The 26959-nt window shown below is 44.0% G+C and carries 24 protein-coding genes; 13 read left to right on the top strand and 11 right to left on the bottom strand.

All coding sequences use genetic code 11. The features are described from left to right. Positions 1 to 220 precede the first annotated feature (220 nt). Both OA79_RS00810 and OA79_RS00815 read right to left on the bottom strand, forming a co-directional pair. Entirely contained in the window at positions 221 to 1018 is a 798-nt protein-coding gene (locus OA79_RS00810) for a DODA-type extradiol aromatic ring-opening family dioxygenase (RefSeq protein ID WP_063331332.1), read from the bottom strand. Between the two features lie 98 nt (positions 1019 to 1116). Continuing rightward, a complete protein-coding gene (locus OA79_RS00815; RefSeq protein WP_231908772.1) occupies positions 1117 to 1545 on the bottom strand; it encodes a DoxX family protein in 429 nt (142 codons plus the stop codon). Positions 1546 to 1671: 126 nt separating this feature from the next. Between OA79_RS00815 and OA79_RS00820 the strand changes: the two genes are divergently transcribed. After that, positions 1672 to 2562, top strand: coding sequence for a LysR family transcriptional regulator (locus OA79_RS00820; RefSeq protein ID WP_063331333.1), 891 nt, complete (start codon positions 1672 to 1674; stop codon positions 2560 to 2562). A gap of 96 nt (positions 2563 to 2658) precedes the next feature. Here OA79_RS00820 and OA79_RS00825 read toward each other — a convergent pair whose 3' ends face one another. Beyond that, the gene (locus tag OA79_RS00825; protein ID WP_063331334.1) at positions 2659 to 3648 is read right to left on the bottom strand and encodes an MBL fold metallo-hydrolase; all 990 of its coding nucleotides are present in this window, start codon (positions 3646 to 3648) and stop codon (positions 2659 to 2661) included. Positions 3649 to 3970: 322 nt separating this feature from the next. Here OA79_RS00825 and OA79_RS00830 point away from each other — a divergent pair, with 322 nt between their 5' ends. The 4 genes from OA79_RS00830 (at position 3971) to hpaR (ending at position 7964) form a co-directional block, all read left to right on the top strand. Next, complete coding sequence (locus OA79_RS00830) at positions 3971 to 5140, top strand: p-hydroxyphenylacetate 3-hydroxylase oxygenase component (RefSeq protein WP_063331335.1); 1170 nt, start codon at positions 3971 to 3973, stop codon at positions 5138 to 5140. A 38-nt stretch (positions 5141 to 5178) separates the two neighbouring features. Next, positions 5179 to 6093, top strand: a complete 915-nt coding sequence (locus tag OA79_RS00835) for a p-hydroxyphenylacetate 3-hydroxylase reductase component (protein ID WP_063331336.1) — start codon at positions 5179 to 5181, stop codon at positions 6091 to 6093. 120 nt (positions 6094 to 6213) lie between these two features. Further along, on the top strand, positions 6214 to 7395 hold the full coding sequence (locus OA79_RS00840; protein ID WP_063331337.1) for an MFS transporter: 1182 nt from the start codon (positions 6214 to 6216) through the stop codon (positions 7393 to 7395). 146 nt (positions 7396 to 7541) lie between these two features. Beyond that, positions 7542 to 7964 (top strand): homoprotocatechuate degradation operon regulator HpaR, encoded by a 423-nt coding sequence (gene hpaR / locus OA79_RS00845; RefSeq protein ID WP_063331338.1) that lies wholly within the window; start codon positions 7542 to 7544, stop codon positions 7962 to 7964. Positions 7965 to 7986: 22 nt separating this feature from the next. On the opposite strand, the gene OA79_RS00850 is transcribed toward hpaR, so the two are convergent. Beyond that, positions 7987 to 8907: a LysR family transcriptional regulator gene (locus OA79_RS00850; RefSeq protein ID WP_063331339.1), complete on the bottom strand. Its 921-nt coding sequence runs from the start codon at positions 8905 to 8907 to the stop codon at positions 7987 to 7989. Between the two features lie 117 nt (positions 8908 to 9024). Between OA79_RS00850 and OA79_RS00855 the strand changes: the two genes are divergently transcribed. The 6 genes from OA79_RS00855 (at position 9025) to OA79_RS00880 (ending at position 14772) form a co-directional block, all read left to right on the top strand. Further along, entirely contained in the window at positions 9025 to 9786 is a 762-nt protein-coding gene (locus tag OA79_RS00855; protein WP_063331340.1) for a 5-oxoprolinase subunit PxpA, read from the top strand. Between the two features lie 48 nt (positions 9787 to 9834). Next, the gene (locus OA79_RS00860) at positions 9835 to 10083 is read left to right on the top strand and encodes an acetyl-CoA carboxylase (protein ID WP_063331341.1); all 249 of its coding nucleotides are present in this window, start codon (positions 9835 to 9837) and stop codon (positions 10081 to 10083) included. Between the two features lie 3 nt (positions 10084 to 10086). Further along, positions 10087 to 11490, top strand: coding sequence for an acetyl-CoA carboxylase biotin carboxylase subunit (locus OA79_RS00865; protein WP_063331342.1), 1404 nt, complete (start codon positions 10087 to 10089; stop codon positions 11488 to 11490). Then, positions 11471 to 12358 (top strand): 5-oxoprolinase subunit B family protein, encoded by an 888-nt coding sequence (locus OA79_RS00870; RefSeq protein ID WP_197465332.1) that lies wholly within the window; start codon positions 11471 to 11473, stop codon positions 12356 to 12358. The genes OA79_RS00865 and OA79_RS00870 overlap by 20 nt, the downstream gene beginning before the upstream one ends. After that, entirely contained in the window at positions 12348 to 13328 is a 981-nt protein-coding gene (locus tag OA79_RS00875; RefSeq protein ID WP_063331343.1) for a biotin-dependent carboxyltransferase family protein, read from the top strand. The genes OA79_RS00870 and OA79_RS00875 overlap by 11 nt, the downstream gene beginning before the upstream one ends. Before the next feature lie 133 nt (positions 13329 to 13461). Beyond that, positions 13462 to 14772: a purine-cytosine permease family protein gene (locus OA79_RS00880; protein ID WP_063331344.1), complete on the top strand. Its 1311-nt coding sequence runs from the start codon at positions 13462 to 13464 to the stop codon at positions 14770 to 14772. Between the two features lie 606 nt (positions 14773 to 15378). On the opposite strand, the gene OA79_RS00885 is transcribed toward OA79_RS00880, so the two are convergent. Beyond that, positions 15379 to 15786, bottom strand: a complete 408-nt coding sequence (locus tag OA79_RS00885; RefSeq protein WP_063331345.1) for a TauD/TfdA family dioxygenase — start codon at positions 15784 to 15786, stop codon at positions 15379 to 15381. Positions 15787 to 15926: 140 nt separating this feature from the next. Here OA79_RS00885 and OA79_RS00890 point away from each other — a divergent pair, with 140 nt between their 5' ends. Next, entirely contained in the window at positions 15927 to 18317 is a 2391-nt protein-coding gene (locus OA79_RS00890; protein WP_197465333.1) for a TonB-dependent siderophore receptor, read from the top strand. Between the two features lie 168 nt (positions 18318 to 18485). Next, on the top strand, positions 18486 to 18953 hold the full coding sequence (locus OA79_RS00895) for a thioesterase II family protein (protein WP_231908775.1): 468 nt from the start codon (positions 18486 to 18488) through the stop codon (positions 18951 to 18953). A gap of 113 nt (positions 18954 to 19066) precedes the next feature. On the opposite strand, the gene OA79_RS00900 is transcribed toward OA79_RS00895, so the two are convergent. Genes OA79_RS00900 through OA79_RS00925 form a run of 6 tightly spaced genes read right to left on the bottom strand, consistent with a single transcriptional unit; the run spans position 19067 to position 26749 of the window. Beyond that, complete coding sequence (locus OA79_RS00900) at positions 19067 to 19699, bottom strand: nitroreductase family protein (protein ID WP_063331348.1); 633 nt, start codon at positions 19697 to 19699, stop codon at positions 19067 to 19069. Continuing rightward, positions 19696 to 21204: an ATP-binding cassette domain-containing protein gene (locus OA79_RS00905; protein WP_063331349.1), complete on the bottom strand. Its 1509-nt coding sequence runs from the start codon at positions 21202 to 21204 to the stop codon at positions 19696 to 19698. Before OA79_RS00905 ends, OA79_RS00900 begins: the two co-directional genes overlap by 4 nt. Further along, a complete protein-coding gene (locus OA79_RS00910; RefSeq protein ID WP_063331350.1) occupies positions 21197 to 22225 on the bottom strand; it encodes an ABC transporter permease subunit in 1029 nt (342 codons plus the stop codon). The genes OA79_RS00905 and OA79_RS00910 overlap by 8 nt, the downstream gene beginning before the upstream one ends. Continuing rightward, a complete protein-coding gene (locus OA79_RS00915; RefSeq protein ID WP_197465334.1) occupies positions 22222 to 23304 on the bottom strand; it encodes an ABC transporter permease subunit in 1083 nt (360 codons plus the stop codon). Before OA79_RS00915 ends, OA79_RS00910 begins: the two co-directional genes overlap by 4 nt. Next, positions 23283 to 25076 carry an extracellular solute-binding protein gene (locus tag OA79_RS00920; RefSeq protein ID WP_063331351.1) on the bottom strand — a complete coding sequence of 598 codons (1794 nt, stop codon included), beginning with the start codon at positions 25074 to 25076 and terminating at the stop codon, positions 23283 to 23285. The genes OA79_RS00915 and OA79_RS00920 overlap by 22 nt, the downstream gene beginning before the upstream one ends. After that, positions 25070 to 26749, bottom strand: a complete 1680-nt coding sequence (locus OA79_RS00925; protein WP_063331352.1) for a cyclic peptide export ABC transporter — start codon at positions 26747 to 26749, stop codon at positions 25070 to 25072. Before OA79_RS00925 ends, OA79_RS00920 begins: the two co-directional genes overlap by 7 nt. Between the last annotated feature and the right edge of the window lie 210 nt (positions 26750 to 26959).

A 26959-nucleotide genomic window follows, 5' to 3' on the forward strand; every position in this document is an offset into this window, starting at 1 on the left:
CGGATACTCTTATCCATTGATACTAAGAGACTTTTTATTTTTCTACCAGCGTAAACGCGCAACACTGTGATTATTTTTTAGGCAAAGTGAGCCAGCAATTGGCAACCACAGAAATAAACTGTGTATTTACACAGCTTTATAGCAATGACCCACAAAGAGTGTGTGATGTCTTCCCCTTGAAAAAAGAGGAAGGAATGAAAAATAGCGGTTCCCAAAGAGGTCAACCAAATTTGTAGTTGGAGACGGTGTTACCAGTAAAGGCGCTGACGTGGTGGAAAATCCGTGTGGCCATGTCGTTTTCTGCGGCACCCAATGCGGTGAATAAGGGCACGAGATGATCTTCATCTTCATGACATATGCGTGCGCTTGGTGCGTTTTCCCATTCGATGATTCGCTGTGTGCGTGTCGCTGGGTCGGACATCAGGGTGTCATAAAGCCACTGATCAAATTCAGCAGAAGGTAGGCGGCCCTGTCCATTGCTCAGGCGTAGGTTGTGCATGCTGAGACCCGAGCCGACGATCATCACCCCTTCTTCTCTTAATGGCGCTAATGCTCTACCAATCGCTAAATGCGCGGCTGGGTCATACGATGTCAGCATAGACACTTGAAACAAAGGCACATCCGCCTCTGGGTACATCACGGCCATCGGCGCAAAGGTGCCGTGATCAAAGCCTCGGGACCTGTCTAGTTTGGCTTTTATTCCTACATCGTTTAACAAGTTAACGGTGCGTTGAGCAATGGTCGGTGCGCCCGGTGCATCATAGCGAATTTGGTAGGTCTCAGGAGGAAAGCCATAGTAGTCGTACAGCATAGGTGGCTGAGATGCCCCCATAACTTTAACCTCACGCTCCTCCCAATGACCTGAAATCATCAGAATGGCTTTCGGCTTTTCTCCATGGTTTTTCACCATGTCTTTTAAAGCCGCCTCTAAAGGCTGAAAAATTTCTCGCATTTGTGGCACCCAAGGCCAAGGGCCGCCACCATGAGAAATAAAGTAAGTGGGTAAGATTTTAGACATAGCAGCCCCTCATAATCTTTTTGTGGTGTTTATTCTGTCAACAACGGAGAGACAGATGGGTTCTACTTAGCAGAACCCATCAAACCACCAAATGATAATTAGCTACGTGGTGTAATCGGTGCTTTACGGCCACGTCCCCACAACACGATCAATGCCAAAGTAATATAGACAGCGTTCGTAGGAAGAACGGACAATTCACCTCGGGACGCATGGAAGCCAATCGCTAGAATTTGAAGTAACACACAACAAGCAGCGGCAATAACGGTTAAGCGAGGTGCGATGCGTGTCAGAGATGGTAACAACAAGCCAAACCCACCCGCTAAATCAACCACACCAATGAAACGAACGAATTCAACAGAGAACTCTCCCGCCCAAGGCATCATGGCGGCTAGGTCTGCAATTGGCATCATGGTTTTCATCACACCAGACAGAATAAAAGCGGCAGCGCCCAGTACTTGAATAATCCAAATACCAACATTAGCGCGTTTCGAGACAGGGTTTGTAATCGTTGCTTCGTTCATCATCATTTTCTCCAATCATTCAATTTTAGGGGTATAAGCGAATCAGGCTTTATTGCTGTCTATCTTAGGCCCAAACAAACAATTAAAATATATGCATTGTTTTAAACAACTCATTCAGATAATCTGAATGTTATGAACGCCATTACCCTAGATCAATTCATGGTATTTTTAACGATTGTTGATGAAAAAAGCTTTGCGGGTGCCGCTCGTAAGCTTTCCAGAACACAATCCGCTATTACCTATGCCATTCAAAAACTGGAAGAACAAAGTGACCTTCTCTTGTTTGACCGGAGCACTTACCGCCCAACCTTAACGGACGCCGGACGCAGTGTGTTACCACGCATTCGCAGAGTGATGGATGATTTTGGCGATTTTCGCTTGCACGTCCAAAGCATGGCTCAAGGAATTGAAGCAGAATTGAATTTGGTGATTGATAATTTTTTACCTCTATCGCTGATTACACCCGCTCTAGAAGCATTTTATGATGCTTTCCCTATGGTTCCGATACGCATCAGTGCCGTCTGGACACAGGAAGCACGTCAGGCTTTAGTGGATAAAAGGGCCGATTTAGGCGTGTTTCTAAGAATACCCAATATGCCAGTGGAACTGGAAAACAAAGTCATCTCAGATATCGATTTGGTTCTTGTCGTCGCCCCTCACCATCCATTGGCAAAAGAGCCATCCAAAGTATCGCACCATACGTTGCGAGATCACCTTCAAATTGTGGTATCCAGTCAACATACTGAAAACTTTGGTCTGGTCGGTGTTAATCAATGGAAAGTCAGTGAAGTCAGACTTCGCTATAACTTAATCATGGCTGGGCTCGGTTGGGGAAGTATGCCGAGACAAATGATAGAAACCGAAATATCACGAGGTGAGCTGGTGGTTTTAGACCCCGAACAATGGGATTCATCAAATAAAATGCCACGCATCACAGCCCTTATAGCAAAACGAAAAGACAACGCGATGGGCCCTGCTGCAAGCTTTTTAATGGATGAAATAGCGAATTGCCAGACAAGGTAAAGGAAGGTCTGAACATTAAAACAATCGTACGTTTGCCCATAAAAAAACAGCTTCTAGTGAAAAATAGAAACTGTTTAATCATGTTCTTATTGTGTTCTATAAACGCTTTTTCTTGGCCTTTTCAATTTCAGCTCGGTCTTCAGCGATCCCTCGTAAACGTAATAACTGCGCTTCAAAGCCTTCTTTATCCACCATAGGATGAAGTTCGCCTTCTTGTCGCGTTTTTAGCTTAGCGGCATTTTCTGGCAGATTGTTCGAAAAGCCATGGGCAGACAAATGCACTTGTAAGGGTTTTTCATCCCGTTCAACCATCGCCAATATGGCCTCTACGCTGCCAATGTAATCTTCCGCTTGTTCTTGGCTACGAATGGCATTCATACCAAGACCGCCAACAGTGAAGGCTTGATAGGATTTATTGCCATCGTTTACTGTGTATTCATAAGAGGCCGTTCCCGGTGTGTGACCCGGCGTCGCGTAAGCGGTAAAGACATTATCGCCCAATGTAATTTTCGTGCCATTGTAAACCACCATATCCGGCTCAATCATCTTCCAAGCTCGAGGCGATACCTTCGACATTTCGGCACCTTTTTTCGCTTCGGCAAAACCTTCTGCCGTCATCACAAAACGCGCATTAGGCAGTAAAGACTTAAGCTGGTAAGCGCCACCAGCATGGTCAAAATGACCGTGGGTGATCAAGACATATTTCACGTCTTCTGGTTTGACCCCCACTTTATCTAATTTGCCAATCAACTGATTAGCAAAAGGCCCATATAAGCTATCAATCAATACCGCACCGTCAGACGTTTTGACCACCCAGGAAGAGACCCAACAGATACCAACATAATCGACATTGTCGAACACCTTATAAGGCTCAATAGCCTGAGCATCTGGGTTTCCAAGCCACATTCCCAACTCTCTTGGCATCTTGCCTGTTTCACCAAATTTTTCGAATTTTTCTAAAATTGGTGCAGATTGACAGCCATTTAAATCCGCCGCAAAAGAAGGTGCAGAGAGTAAGCCTAATGAACACACAGTAAAGGCAGTAACAAGACTCGATTTACGCTTAAAGTAGGTTGTTCCAAACATTGCTTTCTCCATTTTTCATCGATGAACACCATAACAGCCAAGCAGAACATTGTGTCGCTCATGCATGATGTCAAAATCAGTTTTATTATTTTAAAGGAGTGAACCCTTTGTTGATACTAAATATTGTTTAACAACCAAACAATACACTAATCTAGAAATCCTTGACCTCTTACTCCCCCTTTATTTTTTGATCAATAGACTAAATTCCAGAAAAGTACCAGCAATTGTCTTAAATCTGCATTCTCTTCTGTCGCCATAACACCAATACTTCAAACATCCGCTTTTCCTAAAGCACCCTATAAAAATAATTAAGGTACCTACTATGCAAAGAGCGAATCCATTACTGACTGAATTACAATCCGTGCTGCCACAGATTGCAGCAAATGCCTCTCAAGCCGAAGAGCTTCGCCAAGCCCCGCAGGAGAACATCGACCTACTGAAGCAAGTCGGGCTTCATAAGGCCTTCTTACCAAAAGCCTACGGTGGTTATGAAATTTCCTTGCCTGAATTTGGTGACTGCATTGCAGCACTCGCGGGAGCCTGCGCCAGTACCGCATGGGCATTCAGTTTATTGTGCACGCACAATCATCAAATCGCCTTGTTCCCCAAACAAGCTCAAGACGACATTTGGCAAGAAAATCCTGATGCCTTAGCCAGCAGCAGTATTGCGCCTTTTGGTAAATATCAAGAAACCGATGGTGGCGTGATGTTCACCGGTGACATGCGCTGGAGCAGCGGTTGCGATCATGCTCAATGGGCGCTTTGTGGTTTCCTAAGAGAAAACGCTGAAGGCGGCAAAGATCATTGTTTTGCACTGATTCCTGCCACGGATTACACCATAGATGACGATTGGCAAGCCGCCGCAATGAAAGGCAGCGGCACAAAAACACTCGTCATTCGTGACAAATTTGTACCAGAGCACAGAATTCAAAAAGCCAAAGACATGATGGAAGGCAAGTCCGGTGGTTTTGGCTTATACCCTGACAGCAAGATTTTTTATGCCCCCTACCGCCCTTACTTTGCGTCTGGCTTTTCTGCCATCAGTCTAGGGATTGCTGAGCGCATGTTAGAAGCATTCAAAGAGGCAACACAAGGACGTATTCGTGCTTATACCGGTGCTAAAGTCGGTACGGCGACACCCGCTTTATTACGTATTGCAGAATCGTCTCATCAAGTCATGGCGGCACGGGCTTTCTTAGAAAAAACGTGGGATGAACACGCTGAATATGCGGAAGCGCATCGTTATCCAGACCGAGCAAAATTAGCCGAGTGGCGTACCAACCAAGCTTATGTGGTGAAAATGTGTATTGACGCCGTAGACCGTTTGTTCAGCAGCATGGGCGCGAGCCATTGGTATCTAGATAAAGAAGCACAGCGCTTATTTCGTGACAGTCATGTTACAGGGGCTCATGCCTACACAGATTACGATGTGTGCGCGCAAATCTTTGGACGAGAGTTAATGGGTTTAGAGCCTGATCCCTCTTTACTGTAATTTCCTTTTAATCTAGAACAACAATAAGAGAGAAACGTATGAACTTCGACCCAAAAGAATTTAGACGAGCACTTGGCAATTTTGCGACTGGTGTCACCGTTATCACAGCCCAAGACGCTGATGGCAACAAAGTCGGTGTCACGGCAAACAGTTTTAATTCCGTATCATTAGATCCGCCTTTGGTATTGTGGAGCTTGGTCAAAACCTCCAGCAGCTATGACATTTTTGAAAAATCGGCCCATTTTGCCGTGAATATTTTAGCCGCCGACCAGATCGATTTATCAAATAACTTTGCCAAGCCAAGCGATGATAAGTTTGCAGGCATTGAATACACCCTTGGTGTCGGTAATAGTCCGATTTTGAAAGACACCACAGCAAGCTTTCAGTGTGAAAAATATCAAGTCGTCGACGGCGGAGATCATTGGATTATGATCGGCAAAGTGGTCGCTTTCGAGCACATTGGACGCAATCCATTACTCTATGTCCAAGGCAGTTATGCTGGTGCGATTCCGTTTACCGGGTTAACCGCAACGGATCGAAACAGCACGCCAACTGACGACTTAAAAAGATTGCACAACAATGCCTTCTATTTAATGAATAAAGTTTTGCAAAAAATTCAGGAAAACTACCTACCGAAACAAGCGTCAATTGGTTTAAATACCAGTGAAGCTCGTCTTCTTTTGGTATTGAGTGATGCCCAACAGATCAGCTTGGACACATTGAAAGACTTTGTCACCATCCCTGAAACAGATGTAGAAGCCGGTGTAGAACGTCTAACTCAAACTGGGCTGATTACCGACGCATTGATACTGACAACAAAAGGCCAAGATATGGCGGCCCGTCTATGGGAGATAGCGAACCAACAACAAGAAGACATTTTTGGTGATTTCAGCGATGAAGAATACAGCAACTTTAAACAGCTCATGCAAAGTGTCTTAAAGCAGCTGAATTAACCAGGCTGACGTCGTCGAAAAATCAATGGTCATAACTAAAAAGCAAAAACCTCCTTGTCGAGGTTTTTGCTTTTCGTATTTTATAATCCATACACCACACCATTAACCGATGAGTAACCTATGCCCAGCTTCCCCATTAGCTATTTAATTTTTATCGCGATGAGCAGCCCAATTGCTATCAATATACTACTGCCAGCGCTGCCAAACATCGCTAAGCAACTCAATGTTGATATCAGCTTAGTGCAATTGAGCTATTCCCTTTACTTGTGTGCTCTCGCGTTTGGTCAGTTATTAGTGGGCGGCATTGTTAATCACTTTGGCTATCGAAAGACCATGCTACTTGGTCTTGCCAGTTTTACGTTAGGCAGTGCCATTGGTGGCGGTTTCGGCAATATCGAGGGGCTGCTTATCGGGCGTGTTTTACAAGGATTGGGCGGAGCCATTGCGATGTCGTTAGCACGCGCTCTGTTGGTGGACGGCTCAGGAAAAGAAAAAGCCTCGCAAAAGATGGGCTACATTATCATGGCGATTGCCATTTCTCAGAGTATTGCGCCTCTGATGGGGGGTGTTATTAATAGTGCACTCGGTTGGCAAATTATCTTTGCTGTCTCTGTCCTGCAAGGCAGTCTGTTACTCGCACTCACTTTAAAGCTTGTCCCTCACCAAGCACGACAAACACAGCGCCCCTCATTTAGAGAAAATCTCTCTCAGTATAGAAGCCTATTAAAAGACCGCGATTTTAGAACCTATGCCATCGCAAACACACTCGTTGCGATCTGCTTTTATATTTTTGTCAGTTCATCACCTTATATTGCCGATGCCTTCGATGGTGGTATTCATGCATATGGCTATTGGTTTATTTCTATTTCCATTGCGTTTATGGTCGGAGGCTACCTAAGTACCCTAATTAATCGATTTTTGACACTCGATAAAACCATCGCCATCGGTAACACGATCAGTTTACTTGGCGCATTGCTCTTATTACTCACTCAACTCTTTTTAGACAGCGGCTACGCTGCGCTATTCTTGCCAATGTGCTTGGTGACTTTTGGTCGGGGCATCAGCCAACCGACCAATCAAACAGCCGCAATTGGCAGTATTGCCAAGCAATCTAGTATGGCCGCTGGTTTGATGGGGTTTTTACAGCTCTTATCTGGGGCTGTATTTGCCCAGTTTATTCCGCTCATCGTTACCAGTCTGCCCACATTGGTTTTTTGGCTCATTTTCGTTTGTATGAGCCTAGCCATATCATTACATTTGCAACATTGGTCACAAAAGCCGAAGGCTAATGACGTCAAATAAATCACACTAACAGTACGAAATAGACCAAAACGCAAAATAGCCACCAGTTTCGCTCTATGCAAACTGGCAAGCATTTTGCTATATTATTTAGTTAACATATTAAGCACTTTAATAACATTTACCCTCATCGAGTTACCAAAAACCCTATGAAAAAATTAGAAGACTCTCTGACGCTCCAATTATTAAGATCACGTGAATCCGCCATGCAGTTTTTCCGCCCTATTCTTCAAGAAACCGGCTTCACCGAGCAACAGTGGCGAGTCATTCGAGTCTTAAATGACAACAAGGAAATGGACGCTAAACAGCTTGCTGAACGCTGCTGTATTTTAAGCCCAAGCCTCACTCGAATCATCAGTCGCTTTGAAACAGATGGCCTAATCATTCGTAACCGCTCTGAACATGATCAGCGCATTACCTTGCTGTCACTGAGCGATAAAGCCACCGAAATCTTTAAAGAAGTCAGTCCTAAAATCGATCAGGCTTACGCCAGTTTGATTGGCAAATTAGGTGAAGAAAAAATGCAGCAATTAAGTCGATTACTCACAGAAGTGACGCGACTGACACCTTAAAAGAAACGCAATCCTATTTTATCTAACTCCGCCTTAGCACATTTTGTTGAGGCGTTAAAAACACTTGTTTGAAATACTCCCTTATTGCATTCATTGCTGGCGTAAAGTGTTTACCACGACGCCAAGCTAAGCCCACACTCATGGGCAATACACCTTCGTCTAAAGCACGTGTATCAATCCGCTTACCCTCTAAAGACCAAGGTCGATAGACAAGATCGGATAAAATAGCCACCCCTAGACCATTTGCGACCATGCTACGAACAGACTCCACCGAAGATGTCCGCAAGATCACATTCGGCTGTAGTTTTTCCCTATTCCAATAACGCATGGCACTCTGGTCTGCTTCATCTACCGTTAACATAATAAAAGGCTCATGCACTAAGTCTCTCAAAGATAAACTCGATTTATTTGTCAAAACATGATGACTGGGTAACCATAGGCGTCTCTCAGAAGCGAATAGCCGTTCAGATACAATCTCTGGATGTGTTAGGTTGTCGGTCAGGACCAAAGCTAAATCAATGGTATTATCCGCCAATCTTTCTTCGATATGGGCACGCTCGTATTCAAATAAAGACATGTCAATATTAGGATACCACTGAGATAAGCGTTGCAGGTGATAAGGTAAAAAATACCCTTGAACCGTATAACTGGCAGCAAACCGCACTTTACCTTCCGCTTCCTCATCCGTGTGAGGCAAATTGAGTGCTTCATCAACACTACGTAATACTTGATAAGCCTGGTTCAAAAAATGTCGCCCACTATCAGTCAAACTGACCCCTTGTGTACTTCTCACGAAAAGCTCGATGCCCAATAAATCTTCCAAATCTCTTATCGCTGTAGTGACCGCTGATTGAGAAATATTGAGATGGATCGCAGCTTGTGACACCTGACCGATTTCGGCCGTCGCAACAAAATATCTTAGTTGTTTTAGGGTGAACGCCATAACATCTTTTCCCATTATCTGTTTTTCAGATACCACCCTATCAAAAAATAGATCTTTTTAAATACCTAGGTTCATTTATATATTGGTTATACAACGAAAACGGTAAGGGAAAATTTAATGAGATCAGTAGACCTAAATTCAGACATGGGAGAAGGGTTCGGCCCTTGGACTATTGGCGATGGCGTAGACGATGAAATCATGCCATTAATCAGTTCCGCCAATATTGCCACAGGGTTTCATGCAGGTGATCCGTCGATTATGGCACATACCGTCAAAATCGCAGCGCAGCATGGCGTCTCTATTGGCGCTCACCCAGGATTTCGTGATTTAGTCGGTTTTGGACGCCGCCATATGAATGCCAACCCTGAAGAATTAGTAAATGACATTCTTTATCAAATAGGCGCTCTCAGAGAGATCGCCAAACTGCATGACTTACCTTTGCAACATGTAAAGCCGCATGGCGCTCTCTATATGCATGCGGCACAAAATGAGGAACTGGCTGAAATGTTGGTCACTCGTTTGCATGCAATATCTCCTAACTTACTGCTCTATGTCATGTATGGATCCGCTATTCATAAAACAGCCCTACGTATTGGACATCCTGTTGTTTGCGAATTCTATGCTGATCGTGACTACGACAATTCAGGGTCAATTGTCTTTACTCGCCGAGTAGGAGCATTGGATGCAAATGACGTAGCCAACAAAGTTTTAAGAGCCTGCCAAGACGGCAAAGTTCGCACAGTCGAAGGTTCAGACATTGACATCTCTTTTGATTCAGTTTGCATACACAGCGATACCCCAGGGGCACTGGCATTAGTGAAAACAACACAAGACTTGTTACAACAAGCCGGAATTACGATTCAATCACCAAGTCACTAAATCAATAAGAATCATAGCAATCACATTATCACAGATGAGGAACACATCATGGCGAGCATCGAAATTATTTCCCCACTACCCGGTATCTTTTATCGTCGTCCATCACCAGAATCAGACGCTTTTGCAAATGAGGGAGATCAAGTCGACAACAACAGCGTTATTGGTTTAATTGAAGTTATGAAGCAATTTTCTGACCTCACCGCTGACACCAAAGGTAAGCTCATACGTTTTTGTGTCGAGGACTCTGAACCCGTCGAACCAGGCCAAGTCATCGCTCTGATCGATGTCGAGGAGTAACGTATGTCTTTTACAAAACATAAATTATTAGTCGCCAATCGTGGTGAAATTGCAGTACGAATTATTCGTGCAGCACAGCAACTTGGCATACCGACCGTGGCCGTTTGCAGTGAAGCCGATAAACTCTCTTTACCTGCCATGCTAGCAGACGAAGTGGTCAACATTGGTCCCGCCCGAGCCGACCAGAGCTACTTAAAAGGTGAACTGATCTTAAAAGCAGCAAAAGAAACTGGGGCCACAGCCATTCACCCAGGTTATGGTTTTCTGTCAGAAAGTGCCGATTTTGCTGAAGCGGTTGTAGAAGCAGGTCTAATTTTTGTTGGTCCAAGCGCTGAGACTATTCGAAAGATGGGCGATAAAGCTTGCGCTCGAACTACAGCTCAGGCCGCTGGCGTGCCCGTCGTACCGGGTTCAGAAGGCGAAATTAATTCCCTTGAAGAAGCCATCAATACGGCCAAAGACGTGGGCTATCCTCTATTAATCAAAGCCTCAGCTGGTGGTGGGGGACGTGGCATTCGTATCGCATATGATGACAGTGAGCTGGCGAAAGAGTTTGTCATTGCGCAGAGTGAAGCCAAAGCCGCTTTCGGCTCAGGGGCCGTCTATTTAGAACGTTTCATAACACAAGCAAGACACATCGAAGTGCAAATCCTAGGTGACGGCGAACAGGCTATTCATCTCTATGAACGGGAGTGCTCTTTACAGCGCCGCCGTCAAAAAGTGTTTGAAGAAGCCCCATCGCCGGTATTATCACCTTCGACTCGCGAGAAACTTTGTCTCAATGCTGCGGCTTTAGCTCAGCAACTTCATTATAAAGGTGCAGGCACTTTAGAGTTTCTTTACGACGATTCCTCTCAAGAGTTTTTCTTTATCGAAATGAACACTCGCATTCAGGTCGAGCACCCCGTTACCGAAGCAATCACTGGGGTGGATTTAGTGCAATGGATGATCAAAATTGCGCTAGGAGAACCATTATCCTTACAGCAGAAAGATATTCGCATACAAGGGTCCGCCATCGAGATGCGCATTAATGCTGAAAATCCAGCGAAAGGCTTTTTTCCAAGCCCAGGCTTACTGGAAAGCGTGTCTTGGCCAATCGGTGAAGGGGTCCGTATCGACACGCATTTGTTCGACAATTACATCATCCCACCATTCTATGACTCTCTGTTAGCGAAATTAATCATACACGGTAATAACCGTCAGCAAGCATTTGAACGCGCCATCATGGCGCTAGATGAAACGCAAATAAAGGGGGTTATAACCACATTACCACTTCACAAAGCGCTACTAAAAGAGCCAGACATTCAAGCTGGATTATTTCATACCGGTACATTGGAAATGTGGCTATCAGAAAACCATGAAAAGCTCATTGATGAGGAGAAGACTCATGCTGTCACAACCCATTAGATATACTTTCGGTGGCGATGAACAACTGTTTGCGGAAATTTCTGACGAAATGTCGTTAGACGCCTTTTTTAAAAGTTTGAGCATGGTTGAAGCGATAAAAAAACAAGCAATGGAGGGCATCTTAGATGTCTGTTTAGCCAATGCTTCTTTTCAAATTCGTTTTAACCCTGATGTGATTCATCCTGATGACTTATTAATTAAGGTGAAAGCCATTGAAAGTTTAACTCGTCATCAGCAATCACAATGCTTAGAAACGAGAATTGTTGAAATACCCGTTTTATACAATGATCCATGGACTCATGAAACGCTAATGCGCTTTCGTGACCGACACCAAGACCCTAATGCGACTGACCTCGAATATGCGGCTCGCATCAATGGCCTCCAAGATACTCAGGCTTTTATCGACGCTCACTCAGGGTCGCCTTGGTTTGTGTCCATGGTAGGGTTTGTTTCTGGCTTACCTTTTATGTTTCAAATGGTTGAGCAAGAAAAACAACTAGAAGTCCCAAAATACCTTAGCCCAAGAACCGATACTCCTAAGCAAACCCTAGGTCATGGTGGTTGCTTTGGCTGTATTTATTCTGTGCGTGGCGCTGGCGGTTATCAAATGTTTGGTGTCACTCCCTCTCCTATTTATGACCCACTACAAAGCCTGTCGTACTTTAAAGATTCTATGGTGTTTTTTAGAACGGGGGATATTGTGCAATTCAAGCCACTGGCCAGAGACGAATATGATCATATTCTGGAACAGGTAGAAGCCGGTGACTATGCGCCTAAAACACGTCCTTTTTCTTTTAATTTAGAAGACTATCAAGCCGACCCTGAAGGCTATAAAAAAACCATTATGGAGGTGCTTTATGTCGATTAAAGTCATCAAACCAGGACTCGCGACATCCGTTCAAGACAAAGGTCGTGAAGGTTATTACCATTTAGGCATACCGCCTTCAGGAGCAATGGATCAATACGCCATGACTCTGGCAAATTTATTGCTCAAAAATGATGAGAATGCGGCCGTTCTGGAATGCGCGTTACTTGGTCCTGAGTTACTTTTCCAGCAAGACGCCATGGTCGCCATTTGTGGCGCTCGTATGGTGCCTAAAATTGATGGTCAAATCATGCCATTGGACACCGTCTTAGACATAAAAGCAGGACAGACTTTGCGTTTTAATTATCCAACGTCTGGCGCACGGGCTTATTTAGCCGTTGCTGGTGGAATTGATGTCCCCATGGCTCTTGGTAGTCGGTCGACCTATACATTGGGTTCCTTAGGTGGACATGAAGGCCGTAGGTTAATCGCGGGTGACGAGCTTCCTATTGGACAACCTAACGCTCATTGCCAAGTAGGACAAAGCCTCCCAGAAGAGTTCATCACGAACATTGGCAAAGAAACGATTCTTCGCATTATTCCAGGTATGTACATTCATCGTCTAACAGATGACGCTGTCGAACGCTTTTATGAAGACAGTTGGACCGTTGGCAGTGAGGCAGACCGCATTGGCTATCGATTTAAAGATGGTCGTCCGATGGATTTCATTCCTCGAAAACCACCTTTTGGCGCGGGCTCCGACCCTTCCAACATCGTTGACGCTTGCTACCCAATTGGCTCTATTCAAATTCCTGCCGGTAAAGAACCGATCGTCTTACACCGTGACGCTGTATCAGGTGGTGGTTACGCAACCATAGGGACCGTTATCAGCACGGATATGGATTTAATTGGCCAAATGCAGCCAAACTATAAAGCCCAATTTAAACCCATATCGATGGCTGAAGCGTTAACGGCCCGTAAGTTAAAACAAGAAAAGTTACAACGAGTCAGAGAACGACTCAAGCACAGTTAATCTTACCAATTCAGTTGAATCAATTAACGATAGAGTGGCCAAAATAACAATACCTAGCCGCTCCGATCTTTTTGTTTCAAAAATCCCTGAATCATTCCCCAAAACGCTAAAAAATCATTAAGAGGAACAAAAAATGGCCAATTTAGCATCTGAAAAATCAACCCAAGACAGCTCTAGCTTGCCTATCCCTGATAGCGCAAGAATGGGAGCGTTTTCACTAACCATGGCATGGTGGGCTGTTTGTAGCGCCATATTTTATATTGTCGTTGGTGCGTCTCTAGCGCTTAGCTATGGCGCTCAAAATGCCATTATTGGTATGGTACTTTCCGTCATTAGTTACGGCATTATTAACGGTATAATGAGTCGCTATGCCATAAAAGAAGGTTTATCTGTTGCCCTCTTCTCTCGGCGTTTATTCGGTAACGCTGGTGCCGCATTAGCTACTCTGATCTTTTTCTCTACTGCCATTTACTATGCAGTATTCGAAGGTTCTGTTATTGCTGTCGCAATCAACAGTGTTTTTCCCTGGTTGGATTACAAATGGGCATCTTTGTTCGTGGTGGTGTACAGCGTCATATTGATTTTTGGCAGTGTGCAAAAATGGTTGGATAAATTTAACGGTGTTCTGCTGCCATTTTATATTCTGGGATTAATTGCTGCCGTTGTCGTTTCAATCAGCGAATATGGTTATCAAGCGGATTGGATGAGCTTAGGTTCTGAGAATCATACTGCTTTTGGTTGGTGGGATTGTTTCACCTATTACATGGGAGTTTGGATTCTCATGCTGTTTACATTCGACTATGCACGATTTGGTAAAAAGAAAGACAGTAATTATCATGCAAAATACAACTTTGGTATGCCTTTTTACCTCGTCACCTTCTTAATCAATGGTGTCATCGGCATTTACCTAATCGCCAGTATCCCTCAAGATGCCGCACTTAGTGAGGTGTCCGTTGTGTTATCCATCATTAAACTATTAGGCATTTGGGGATTGTTTTTTGTTTGGGTCACACAGACCCGAATCAATACTGCCAACTACTACCTTGCAACCATGAACATGCAGGCGTTTTTTGACAGTCTTTTATCACTCAAGGCACAAAAACTTCTCTGGTCTATCGTTGTCGGCATCGTAGTGTACGCACTCATGCTCTCTGACGTCTTCTCTTATCTTCTACAGGCATTGGCTTATCAAGGTGTCTTTGTGGTCGCATGGGTGGGTATTGCTTTGGCACATATTCTATTCAAAAGTCAGCATGACTCGCATGAAAACGTTGAACAGTTTAATGCTTCTGGTTTAGCTGCTTGGTTAATTAGTACCTTAGTAGGCCTTATTTTAATGAACTCAAACAGTACCATGACTTCTTTTTCAGCCCCAATAACTTTCATTATTTCCATATGTATTTACACAGGAACGAAAAGCATGAAATATAAAGCAGTTGCATAACTCTACGAAAACGGCGCTATTAAAAGTCACCTTGAGGTGGCTTTTAATAGCATCAACTCTAATTTTTAGGGTGCCTAATTTTTAAATCCATATAAATTGAAACATATTATAAAACCACACTTTAAGAGAGCTAAGTTTTTCTTCCCGTTAAGGAAGATACGAACAAGTCCACTGACGTCAGCGTGTGGAATACTCTCCTTATATTCGAGGCAAGTTTCGCCGTCCAACATAAGCATATTGACAAGAAGCTTAACAAAGAATAAAGAGAGCTTAGCTCTCGTATTTCGGGCCTTTCAGATAAACGTCCTCCCTCTGTTAAGAGTAAAAAGGTATTAACATTCCTGCTCACTCTTGCCCTGATAGGCCGTTTCTCTGATAAGACTAATGTTCAGAAGACTTATTCGCACCTTCATTAAACATTACATATAAAATCAATTAAATATTACACTTAACCCAACTAAATAAAACAACCATATTTAATACTATAAAAAATTTAATTTCTAAAGAAACCTACTATTAGTCTAAAGTTATTAACCCTAAGATCAATATCAACTTAATCCATACAAAAAAAGAGGGAATTAATGAATTTGCAATTCCCTCTTTTTTCTAAACTTTTTCCCCTTCCATCAAATTAAGTATATGGCTAGCAACACAACGATCACGCACGATACTTTCATGGTCTCCTTCTATGGTCGTTTCCTGTATCTGACCATAGAGATCCCATTCTCCCTTTAAGGCAGCTTTTTGATAGCGGGAGCCTTGCAACGTTTTACTGGACCAGAAAACATGGAGCGAAGCACGCACTGGTTGCAATTTATGCTCTCTAAGAAGAGGGAAACCGAAAGTTTTCGCAAACGCCTGAAATTCAGATTCACCCAAAATATCAAAACCGCGAAATAAAATACCACCGTGTTTATGTAGTCCTTCTTCTACAACGCGATGCATGTTTTCCAAGTCATTACGCCATCCAGCGGTATTTTCCATCATTACTTGCAATGGCAGAGCAATATCCACAATAACATCTCCTTTTTAAACACAAGTATGACTGACAACCAAATGCATTAGGACAATCAGCTTTTTATAAAATAGAGTAATTAATATATAATCAATAATGATTCTCATTATTTGCTTTACAATTATGTACATTTTTTATTATGTTTACTGACACTAATTTACACATTGCTTCATCAACGAACTTTCAAGGAACCCTAAGTGGTAGTTATAAAATGAATAAAACAATTTTAACCGCATCAATCAGCTCAATTATTCGCCCCCGCAATTTGCTCATTATTGGCATCGCCACCTCTTCCTTAACAGCACTGGGGGATGAAACAGATAAGCAGGAAGTAATAGATTCCTCAGAAGTCATGCTGGACACACTAGTTGTTACAGGCAGCGGCATCAAACAAACTCTGTCATCCAATATCGCCCAATCCACTATGCGTACCGAAACAGATTTATCCTCGGTTCCTCGTTCTGCAGTGGTACTTAGCAAAGACATAATTGAGCAGCAAAATGCCGAAGACCTGACCGATACACTTAGTAACGTAAGTAATGTGTCTGAAAATAACAGTTATGGAGGAACACGAGATCAATTTTCAATACGCGGATTTAATGCCAACATTTACGAAGATGGCACTCGTATATACGGGCTAGCTCAAGACAAGGCTGTCATTGAGGACATTGAGTATGTTGAAGTTGTAAAAGGTCCGGAATCTGTTCTGTATGGAAACATGAACCCAGGTGGCCTAATCAATGTGATAGGGAAAAAGCCTGAAACTATACAAAGTTCTGAAGTCACACTGGAATTAGATGAGCATGGTAAACAACGCCTAAGCTTTGACAGCACAGGTCCTCTGAACAAAGATGGCAACCTCTTGTACCGTATTGTTGGCGTAACAGATGATTCTGAAGGCTGGCGCGATGATTCTGACAGCAGCCAGACCTATATAGCCCCCTCTATCACTTGGAATGCATCAGATGATACGGAAGCAACTTTCTCATACAAATACAATAAAGAAGAAATCCCCTTTGACCGAGGAACCTTAGCGGTACGCAATGCATCTAACACTGGATGGGAATTTCTTGACATTGATACAACTCGCCTAGGTTCAAGCTTCTCAAGCCAAACACGCGAGACAGAAAAAATTGGTTTAGAGATTAGTCATGATGTTAACGATTACTGGACAACCAAACTGAAATTACAACATCAAGAACGTAAATATGACGGAATCCTAGTTCATTTTTATGCATCTTCTGCTGCCTCTCAACGCACAGTAAGCGGCACTACAATTTATGATAAAGACGAAGAAGACACCGCTTTTGATGGCACGATCAATCGATACATTTTGGGCAAAGACACTTCCAGCACTACAGATGTGTTCTCATGGGAAAACCAACTGGAGTTTAATATAGGTGATTCGCTCCACCAAATTACCACTGGGGTCGATGCTACGCGCTATGAAGAAGATACAGCTACTTCTGTTTCTGCCAGTTGGAGCGGTTATAACATGCTAACAACCCTCTACTCTGGACTTGTACTTGGCACTACAGACCCCAACAGTGGCGTTTATGACTACTACTCAGACGATTTCACAGATGTGTCGTACCCTAACGATATGTTTAAATTAACAGATGAAAATACCAAATTGACCGAGTACGGTGTCTACTTTAACGATTTGATTGAATATGACGATTGGAACTTTATTGCTGGCTTACGAGTTGATCGCTACTCCCGAGAATACAAACAGGATTACGACGACACATTACAAGCAGGTGTTGCATCTTTAACAACCCTTACGGACACAGAGACCAAAAGCCCTTATGAAACCAATACCAGTGGGCAATTAGGAGCTCTTTATAAGCTAAATGAACAAGTCTCCCTCTACTCTAATGTAGCCACCTCCTACATGCCAAACGATTCCTATGATTCTGTTGCCAATGAATGGGTGGATGCACAACATGGCACCCAGTTCGAAGTAGGAACCAAACTGTCTCTACTGGATAAAAAACTAAATGTAACAGTATCAGCCTTCCATATAGATTTGGATAATGTAGCCTATGCAGGCGATGTATCAGGTAGCTACGATGTCTACAAACAACGCAGTCAAGGCTTTGAAATTGATGGAGATTATGCTCTTACTGAAACTCTTTTAGCACTTTTCTCATATGGCTATACAAACGCTGACTTTATTGATGCACCCGATTCCGTATACAAGCCTGTTAACATTCCGGAGCATAACGCAAGCGCATGGTTGTTCTATGACATTAACGAAGAATGGGGAGCAGGAACTGGGGTAGTTTATGTTGGCGACCGAGCAGGTAACCGTCGCAAAGACTACGACTACACACTGGATGCCTACACACTATTGAACGCTACCGCCTGGTATGAACCAAATTTTGCCAATAAGCAACTGCATCTACAATTAAGCATGTCTAACCTGCTTGATGAGAAATACTATACTGCTTCTTCTGATTCAACACAGAATGCAGTATACCTAGGCTCACCTCGCACCGTTTCACTCAAAGCCAAATATACCTTCTAGGTTTTTAACCTTATTGTCTCTTTTGCTTTGCCGCTTGAATACAGGCGGCTTTTCTTAACAATTTACCGTACTAAAACTATGAAACTTATTTGCTTTCCTTCTTCAGGCAGCTCATCCAGCCTTTTCGCACCATGAAACCCAATTCTTAAACAAAGAAACATTAAGCTCATCTGCCCAGAATATCCCGGTCGGGGGCGGCGCTTTACCAACCCTCTAGCCAACAGCATAGACGCCTTAACAAATGATATGATGAATGAGTTACAGGAAGTGCTGAAAGAAGATGACGACTACCATCTGTTTGGTCACAGCCTTGGCGGCATTGTTGCTTATGAGCTGACACTACAGATTCAACAAAGCCCATATAAGACACCCCAAAGCGTTTTTATCTCATCAAGCCATGCCCCTAACAAACGGGAAGAAACCTCACTTAAAAGTCATTTAAGCGATTCAGAATTGATTACCACACTCAAGCAAATAGGCGGACTAAAACAGGAAGCACTTAATCATCCAGAATTACTGGAACTGGTTCTCCCCATTATACGTGCAGATCTCACCTTGAATGAGCATTACCAGAACCAGAAAAAACACCATTATCCTGCCCTATTACCACGATTCATGGCATGGATGATCCTTTAGTCAAACTTGAGCATCTCAAGGAGTGGGCACACTATAGTGAAGAATATCAACATATAAACTGGCCTGGTGATCATTTCTATTTTCAGTCAGATTTGGAAAGGTTCCTCACGACACTAGTCTCTTCGCTTAAGACTATTTAACTCATTTTTATCGGAGAAAAGAGGTATGGCAACTTCCCCCAAACCTTGCCATTCAAAACAGTAATCATCAGGAGCCTTACGTTTCAGCGGACGTTTAAAACGCTCTATTGGCGTCCCCACCGCAATCGCTCCCAACACCTGATCTTCCGGCTTCATACCCAAAACCGGTTTGAGCGCATTGCCTGCTAAGAAGGTATACCAGAAAGCACCATAGCCCATCAGGTGCAGGCCATTCATGATGTTCTGCACTGCCGCACCACCACATAGCCGCTGATCCCAAAGTGAGACCTTGTGTTCCGGCCTGACATTGCTAATCGCAATAATCATCATAGGAGATTCCGCAATTTCTTTAGCCGAACGCCGCGCTTTCTCCGTCACCTTGCCATCAGCTGATTGCTGGCGATACATTTCCAACGTGGCCTGAGCCAACTTAGACATGTTCTTTTCTTTTACCACCAAAAAACGCCAAGGTTTTAAGTTGCCATGATCTGGCGTGGTCATTACTAGATCAAAAAGCGACTTTAGCGCTTGGTCATCTGGCGCTGGATACGTGAGTTTTTTACGACAATATGAACGCCGATTTAATAATGCCTGTAAGGATTTCATAATGACTCAACCTGTAATGGTGCGATCTCGTGAGTTTGATCAGCTGTCTGCTTAGGCCATTTCCCAAACGAAAGTTGTCGGCCACCAGACAGCACCAGATACTGATGACATAGGAGCTCCAAAAGCCCCTCATCATGACTGATGACGATCAAACTAAAATGTCGCTGTGCTTGCAATGTTTGTATTAAAGTGATGATACTTTTCCGACTTAGCTTATCCAGCGCCGTTGTTGGCTCATCTAAAATGAGTAATTTAGGTGACAAAATAAGCGCCCTTGCGATCATGATTCTCTGCCGTTGTCCGCCGGATAACTCATGAGGATAACGATCTAATAACGCGGAATCCAAACCCACTTCCTGTATGGCGTTAGCTAATTTCACATCCAGACTTGGGGGACTTTCTGACACATTACCAACTCGATACACATCTGTTAAAGAGCGTCGAATGGTAAGACGAGGGTTAAAACTAGCAGCGGTATCCTGAAACACAAATTGCATACTGGCGCGTTGCTGACGAAGCACTTTAGGTGCTAAAGACAACCAGTCCTGTTTATTGAAAGCAATCTGGCCGCTGGCTGGCATCAGCCTGAGTAATGCCTTTGCAAGAGTAGATTTTCCCGCACCACTCTCGCCGATTACCCCCAGATTTTCCCCCAGCTTAAGATCAAAACTCACCCCATGAAGAATGCCTTTCACCTTTAGATCCTTCACCTTCAATAAGGGTGATAAAGAATTCGCCGTAATACGCTGCATAGCGTCTGGCGCCAGCAGCTTTTGGGTATATTCGTGTTCTGGAGCGGAAAAAATCCTATCGACACTGCCCTGTTCAACAATCTTCCCGTGCTTAAGTACCAAGACGTGATCGGCCATTGCCTGCACCATTTGCAAATCATGCGAAATAAAGACCATGGTCATATTCAAACGGGTTTGCAGCTGTTTCAACAGGGTCATGATTTGTTGTTGAGTATGGCTATCCAATGCGGTTGACGGTTCATCCGCAATAATGAGTTTTGGGTTATTCGCCATTGCCAGAGCAATCAACACACGCTGTCGTTGACCACCTGAAAGCTGATGAGGAAAACGTCGTTTGTGTTCTGCTGGCAAGCCCACTTGATCCAACAAAGCGCCTATCTTTTCGGCACACTGGTATTTTGACAACCTTTTATCAGAATGCAGGCGAAGCGCTCGGATTAATATCCATTCTATCCGTTTGACGGGGTTTAATGCAGAAAGAGGCTCTTGGGCCACTCGCCCAATCAATCGCCCTCTGATGGCTTGCCAATCTTTATCCTTGTACTGAATAAGCGATTGACCTTCCAGTAGCATATCACCTTGAAGGCGACCCTCTTCTGGTTGCAATCCCAGTATCAACTTGGAAAGCAGTGTTTTTCCTGCGCCGCTCTCACCCACTATCGCCAGCGTTTTTCCTGCTGGAAGGTGAAAATGTATATTCTCCAGTAAAGCTTGATTGGCAATGGAAAAAGAAACCCCTTGGCAACTAAGCATGCCGTTTCTCTCCTTTTTGCCCTAAGTTAGAGGTACGATTTGCTGAGCGTTCTTGAGCCATTTCGCCAATTAAAACCACCGAAGTCACTAACATCAAAATATACAAACAACCCGTCACACCAAGCCATGGAGCCTGTAAATTGTTTTTTCCTTGTGCCAGCAACTCGCCCAGGGAAGGGTAACCAGAAGGCAAACCAAAACCAAGAAAGTCCAAGGTAATTAATGCCCCCAAGGCTCCAGCAAAAATAAAGGGTAAATTACTCAGTAATGCGACCAACGCATTTGGCAAGACATGAGTGAAGATAATACGTTGATCCGATATACCGGCAATAATAGCGGCTTGTACATAATCCAACTGACGAATACGCAAGACCTCTGCTCTAACTTGCTGTGCTAAATGATGCCAACCCAGCAGAGCGAGAATCATCAACAGCAGCCATGGACCGGGGCGAACCAGACTGGAAAGAATCATGACAATAAAAATGGCAGGAATGGCTCCCCAAATTTCGGTAATGCGCTGCCCAATCAAATCGACCTTGCCGCCAAAATATCCCTGCCAAGCTCCGAAACACAGCGCAAGAAAAGCGACACTAGTACTTAGTCCCAAAGCAAAGAGTAGGCTGATCTGCGTACCATACAGAATACGGGCCAGCACATCGCGCCCTTGGTCATCAACGCCAAGCCAATTGGTACTGGAAGGCGGCGAAGGAAAGCTAACATCATAATTAATCGTGTCATACGAAAAGCGCACAGGAGGCCACAACCAATCACCACGTTGGAGGATTTCCTGAGTAATAAAGTCATCTTTATAATTGGTTTCAGTGTCAAAAAAACCACCGAACGCTGTTTCAGGGTAAGCTTTTACGATAGGAAAAAACCATTGCTGTTTATAATGAATTACCAAGGGCTTATCGTTGGCGATAAGCGGAGACAAACAGCTTAATAGAAAGACCGCTGCCAAGAAAAACACAGCACCTTTACCATGCCGCAGAACACCAGTCTGCTTGCCCTGCCATCTCATCCTCTCACCGCCTCAAAGCTCAACCTTGGGTCCACCAGACGGTAAAGCATGTCCCCAACAAGAGTCATACCAAACCCTAACAGAGAATAAAGGTAGATGACGCCCAACACCACGGGATAATCCCGCTGCAATACGGACTCAAAGGCCAGCAAGGCAATGCCATCCAACGAAAAAATAATCTCCACCAGCAAGGCACCACCAATGAATAAAGCCAACAGATCAGTGGGAATACGCGCAACCAATACCAACAGACTGTTTGGTAACACATGGCGAAAAATCACACCCTGCCGACTTTCCCCCATGCTCAGTGCCGTTTCCACATAATTCTGATGAAGTTGATCCACCACGGCGTTTTTCACCAGCAAGGTAATCGGAGCCAATCCCCCCGCCACACAGGTCATCACGGGTAACATTAAATGCCAGACATAATCTTTCACCTGAGCCCACAACGAAAGCTGAGAAAAGTCTGCCGACACCAACCCTCTTAAAGGAAACCAGCTAAACACGCCACCGCTAGCAAACAAAATCATCAACAGAATGGCAATAATAAAAGTCGGAAGCGCAAAGGAGATAAACAGGGTCAAGCTCGTTAAAGCATCTAACCAACCACCTCGACTAAGCGCCTTCCAGACACCTAAAGGCACAGCAACAAGATAAATAATCAGTAAACTCCAGAAGCCGATAGAAAACGATGTCGGTAGCTTACTGAAAATTAGGGAAGAGACCGCCTGACCACTAAAATAACTCTGACCAAGATCAAGACTCAGATAATGCAACAGAGTATCTACATAGCGCCGCCACAGTGGTTGATCAAAACCATATTGATTGGCAATTTTCTCACGCAATTGCTCATCAATCTGATGATAATCGAGTGACGAACCGTCACTCTCAAACAATGCCGTTGTACCTGTTTCAACGCCGCTCATTTTCGCTAAAACAGCATCAATCGGCCCCCCAGGTAACCACTGCAACAGGAAAAAATTCAGCGTCACGATCGCCAATAAAGTAGGTACGATCAACAACAAACGCTTTATCAGGTAATGTCGCATCATCGTGCTTACTGACTCTTCTCGTCCCACCAGAATTCCACTTCATAACCATAAGCTGGATTCACTTGTGGACGCTTGATCTCATCAGCATGGGCCACTAACTGAAAATTTCGCGCCCAAAGAGGTAAAAAGTAATAATTCCATTTCAAGACTCGATCTAATGCTCTACCGTAATTTTCTGTCTGTTGATAATCTGGCGCGTGAACCAAACCTTCTACCAATTCATCAATCACCGGATCGTTAAACCCTGCGATGTTGCTGCTGGTCGCCACATTAGCAAACGAAGACAGTAAGGCCGATTGCACTTCGGTATTAGGCGGAATGCGCACCTTATACTGAATAGGCGTCATATCAAACTGACGTTGCATTAACTGCTTGTAAAATTCGGTTCCGGTTCTAACGGAAATTTGCCCTTCTATACCAAGACGTTTCAGATTCTGTAAATACGCTCCCAGAGCAGGCTTCATATCAGCAGAAGGCACCAAAAAGCGAATAACAAACGGCCTATTCTGAGCGTCCACCAGTTTGCCTCCTTCCAGCGTCCAACCCGCCCCTTCTAGCAGTGCTTTGGCTTTTATCAAGTTTTGTCGGTTGTCACCCGACCCGTCTGTCGTGGGCCAGGAAAAGGTCTTATTAAACAACTCATCCGGCAGGTTCTGACGAAAAGGCGTTAAGATCGCTTTCTCTTTCGGGGAGATATCACCACTGGAAGCCAGAAAGCTGTTATTAAAAAGGCTCTCAGCTCGCGTGTATTGTCCGCCAAAAGCACGCTTGTTTAACCATTCAAAGTCAAAGGCATACACCAAGGCTTCACGAGTCTTAGGATTCGCAAATTTTGCTTCTCGTAAGTTAAACAAGATTGCGGTAACAAAGGACGGCGCATCATAATCAATTTTCTCTTTGATGATTTTCCCGTCAGTAAAGGCTTTACCTTGATAGAGTTTTTTCCAACGAGCCAGATTGGACTCGGCAATGTAATTCACCTCGCCCGCTTCCAGTGCCTGAACGGCAGCGTTACGGTCGCGGAAATATTCAACACGAATGGTTTTAAAGTTGTATTTACCTTGATTAGCAGGTAAATCCTTTGCCCAATAGTCATCACGCAGGGTATAAGTGATACTGCGACCAGGCACCACAGAGGTAATCTTATAGGGCCCGCTACCCACCGGAACCTCTAGAGAAGACTGAGTAAAATCCTTGCCTTCCCAGAAACGTTTCGACAATACGGGCAGGTTGCCTGAGTTTAAAACCTGTAAACGACTTCCCCCTTTGCCAAAATTAAATCGCACTTCTCTTGAACTCAATACATCAACACTTTTCACCCCCTGAAAACGGGACTTAATATTGCTGAGCCCTTGCGCCTGGTAGGTTTCGACTGAGAATGCCACATCTTCTGCGGTAACCGGTGTGCCATCACTGAATCGAGCATCTTTTCTGAGTGTGTATTTAACCCAAGCATTATCGTCGGCAATGGTAATGGTCTCGGCTAGCACGCCATAACGCGTTTTGATTTCGTCTTTATCATGACCACGATCGGTCAGACTGTCGTACAGCCAAAACAAACCTCTGGGTTTGGAGCCGAGATTAATAAACTGATGAAGAGAATCAAAACTGCCCACTTCAGCCATCACCAATTCCCCTTGTTTAGGAGCATTGGGATTAGCGTATTCAAAGTGATCAAAATTCGCTGGGTATTTTGGTTCACCATAAAGCGCAACGGCGTGAGTGACTTCGTCGGCTTGAACAAGATGCGCACAGCAGAAAAAAGTCATCACCAATATACGTGCGGTCTTTCTCAACATTTCAATTTTTCCTTATCATTATGCGGGGGTATTGCCGCAGCCATCGTCTGGTTATCAGAGTGTTCGTATTCAAGTAAGCTCATGGTGCCTTGATGAATGCGGTAAACTTTGTCAGCCAAGTGAAAGTAATGATCATCGTGAGTAATGGCGATCACCGTTTTGCCTCTGGCTTTCAGCTCAGGTAAGAGCTCGGTATAAAACACTTTTCGAAAAGAAGGGTCTTGATCAGCCGCCCACTCGTCCAACAAAATAATGCTGCGGTTTTCCAAATACGCTAACAACAAAGCAAGGCGCTTACGTTGCCCTTGGGACAACTTGGTCGAACTTAACTCACCCTCTGATACAGTGACTTTTTGCTCCAGTGCCAAGGCATTCAGATAATGTGTTACCAAGGCTTCATCCGGCCTGTCACCGGTTTCGTTAATCAGTTGCTTAAACAGGTAAAAATCAGCAAACACCACAGAAAAATGGCTCAAAAACCAATCTCGATTCGTCTCGTCGATTTTTTCACCAGCAAAGAAAACCTCGCCACCATGAGGGTGATAAAGCCCCGTGATAAGGCGCGCGCAGGAAGACTTTCCACTGCCATTTCCGCCTACCCAGAACACCAATTCACCCGGCGTTAATTTGAAATTAATTGGTCCCACCGAAAAACCCTGTTCATCGGCTTCTGAAGGGTATTGATAAGTCACATCACGAAGCTCTAGCGATTGCCAGTGCTTTTCTAAGGCTCGTTCATGATCGGGTTTATCTTCATCTTCATTTAACGCCAGCTGCTGCACTTTGTTATAGGCCACAGAGCCTTGTATTAAAGCGGGTAAAGAGCCAATCATGCCGGCCAAGGGAGAGCGCAGATACAGAATAGTCAAGGCAAACCCCATCAGTTGTTCTTTCGAACCAACAGCAAACAGGACATGAATTAAGATAATGATGGCAATTAATAAAAGAATGGAAGTGTTCACCCAACTGCCAGTGAGCACCGTATAGCGATCCGCTCGGACTTCAAGGTCCAAGGCCTTGCCTACTATCGGCGTTAAACTGTCTTCAAAAAAACGACGGCGTCGTGCTCGGCTCAACTTAAGTTCATTCCGCCCCAGTAATAATCCTGCGTAACGATCGTATAAGGCGTCATCGTTTTCTCTGACCTCCCGTTTCAACTTTCGTGAGGCAGACATAAGCTGCTTAGCAATAAAAACAGAGGTGATTGTCATGACCAAGGTACTGAGGAAAAACGGCACAGAAAGCTGAATTAAATAACCATAACAACACAGTAAAACAGCTGCCCCGTAGACAACAAAAGGCAAACTGTTAAACGCCTGACTAATGGAAGTAACGTCCTTGGTGAGAGTCGCCAGGATGGTTGGTTGGCCTAGTTGGTCAATGCGTTCAACAGACGTTTTTAGAATACGACGACTCAAATGGAGACGTAATCGATGCACCACATGATGACCAAGCGACGTCAACATCGCCTGCGAACTGACGCTGAAACAAAACAACAGCAAGATAAACACAAACAGCAGAGCCACATCCAGCCCAGTAATATCATCGGCAGAAGCAACCTGACCTATCATAGAGATAACAGCAATACCACAACCGGCACTTAAGGCGCTTAGAACAACCGCGAAAAAAAATTTCAAGGAACTACCGCGTAACAGCGTCCATACTAGAGACATTTACCACACCCATAAAGAAAACGAGAATTATTACTACCTTCATAATAAAACAGGTGGCGTAAAAATAATAGCGGAATAATAAAAGCTACACCTCTCTAAAATGAAAAAAACAACTTTATATATGACAATAAAACTTAGTATTTAAAGCTCCTCTAATGTTAGAGCACCAAAAATACAGTAAGAGGAAACAATGATTAAAAATACATTAAA

The organism is Marinomonas sp. TW1, assembly GCF_001625355.1.
In the GTDB taxonomy this organism is placed as follows: domain Bacteria; phylum Pseudomonadota; class Gammaproteobacteria; order Pseudomonadales; family Marinomonadaceae; genus Marinomonas.

Excerpts from the sequence above, each read along its gene's own strand:
- OA79_RS00905 (WP_063331349.1), bottom strand. The coding sequence starts at position 21,204 with ATGCTTAGTTGCCAAGGGGTTTCTTTTTCCATTGCCAATCAAGCTTTA.
- OA79_RS00880 (WP_063331344.1), top strand. The coding sequence starts at position 13,462 with ATGGCCAATTTAGCATCTGAAAAATCAACCCAAGACAGCTCTAGCTTG.
- OA79_RS00875 (WP_063331343.1), top strand. The coding sequence starts at position 12,348 with ATGTCGATTAAAGTCATCAAACCAGGACTCGCGACATCCGTTCAAGAC.
- OA79_RS00865 (WP_063331342.1), top strand. The coding sequence starts at position 10,087 with ATGTCTTTTACAAAACATAAATTATTAGTCGCCAATCGTGGTGAAATT.
- OA79_RS00840 (WP_063331337.1), top strand. The coding sequence starts at position 6,214 with ATGCCCAGCTTCCCCATTAGCTATTTAATTTTTATCGCGATGAGCAGC.
- OA79_RS00835 (WP_063331336.1), top strand. The coding sequence starts at position 5,179 with ATGAACTTCGACCCAAAAGAATTTAGACGAGCACTTGGCAATTTTGCG.
- OA79_RS00815 (WP_231908772.1), bottom strand. The coding sequence starts at position 1,545 with ATGATGATGAACGAAGCAACGATTACAAACCCTGTCTCGAAACGCGCT.
- OA79_RS00870 (WP_197465332.1), top strand. The coding sequence starts at position 11,471 with ATGCTGTCACAACCCATTAGATATACTTTCGGTGGCGATGAACAACTG.
- OA79_RS00900 (WP_063331348.1), bottom strand. The coding sequence starts at position 19,699 with ATGAAATCCTTACAGGCATTATTAAATCGGCGTTCATATTGTCGTAAA.
- OA79_RS00910 (WP_063331350.1), bottom strand. The coding sequence starts at position 22,225 with ATGAGATGGCAGGGCAAGCAGACTGGTGTTCTGCGGCATGGTAAAGGT.
- OA79_RS00925 (WP_063331352.1), bottom strand. The coding sequence starts at position 26,749 with ATGTCTCTAGTATGGACGCTGTTACGCGGTAGTTCCTTGAAATTTTTT.
- OA79_RS00860 (WP_063331341.1), top strand. The coding sequence starts at position 9,835 with ATGGCGAGCATCGAAATTATTTCCCCACTACCCGGTATCTTTTATCGT.
- OA79_RS00810 (WP_063331332.1), bottom strand. The coding sequence starts at position 1,018 with ATGTCTAAAATCTTACCCACTTACTTTATTTCTCATGGTGGCGGCCCT.
- OA79_RS00890 (WP_197465333.1), top strand. The coding sequence starts at position 15,927 with ATGTTTACTGACACTAATTTACACATTGCTTCATCAACGAACTTTCAA.
- OA79_RS00820 (WP_063331333.1), top strand. The coding sequence starts at position 1,672 with ATGAACGCCATTACCCTAGATCAATTCATGGTATTTTTAACGATTGTT.
- OA79_RS00830 (WP_063331335.1), top strand. The coding sequence starts at position 3,971 with ATGCAAAGAGCGAATCCATTACTGACTGAATTACAATCCGTGCTGCCA.
- OA79_RS00920 (WP_063331351.1), bottom strand. The coding sequence starts at position 25,076 with ATGTTGAGAAAGACCGCACGTATATTGGTGATGACTTTTTTCTGCTGT.
- OA79_RS00855 (WP_063331340.1), top strand. The coding sequence starts at position 9,025 with ATGAGATCAGTAGACCTAAATTCAGACATGGGAGAAGGGTTCGGCCCT.
- hpaR (WP_063331338.1), top strand. The coding sequence starts at position 7,542 with ATGAAAAAATTAGAAGACTCTCTGACGCTCCAATTATTAAGATCACGT.
- OA79_RS00825 (WP_063331334.1), bottom strand. The coding sequence starts at position 3,648 with ATGTTTGGAACAACCTACTTTAAGCGTAAATCGAGTCTTGTTACTGCC.
- OA79_RS00850 (WP_063331339.1), bottom strand. The coding sequence starts at position 8,907 with ATGGCGTTCACCCTAAAACAACTAAGATATTTTGTTGCGACGGCCGAA.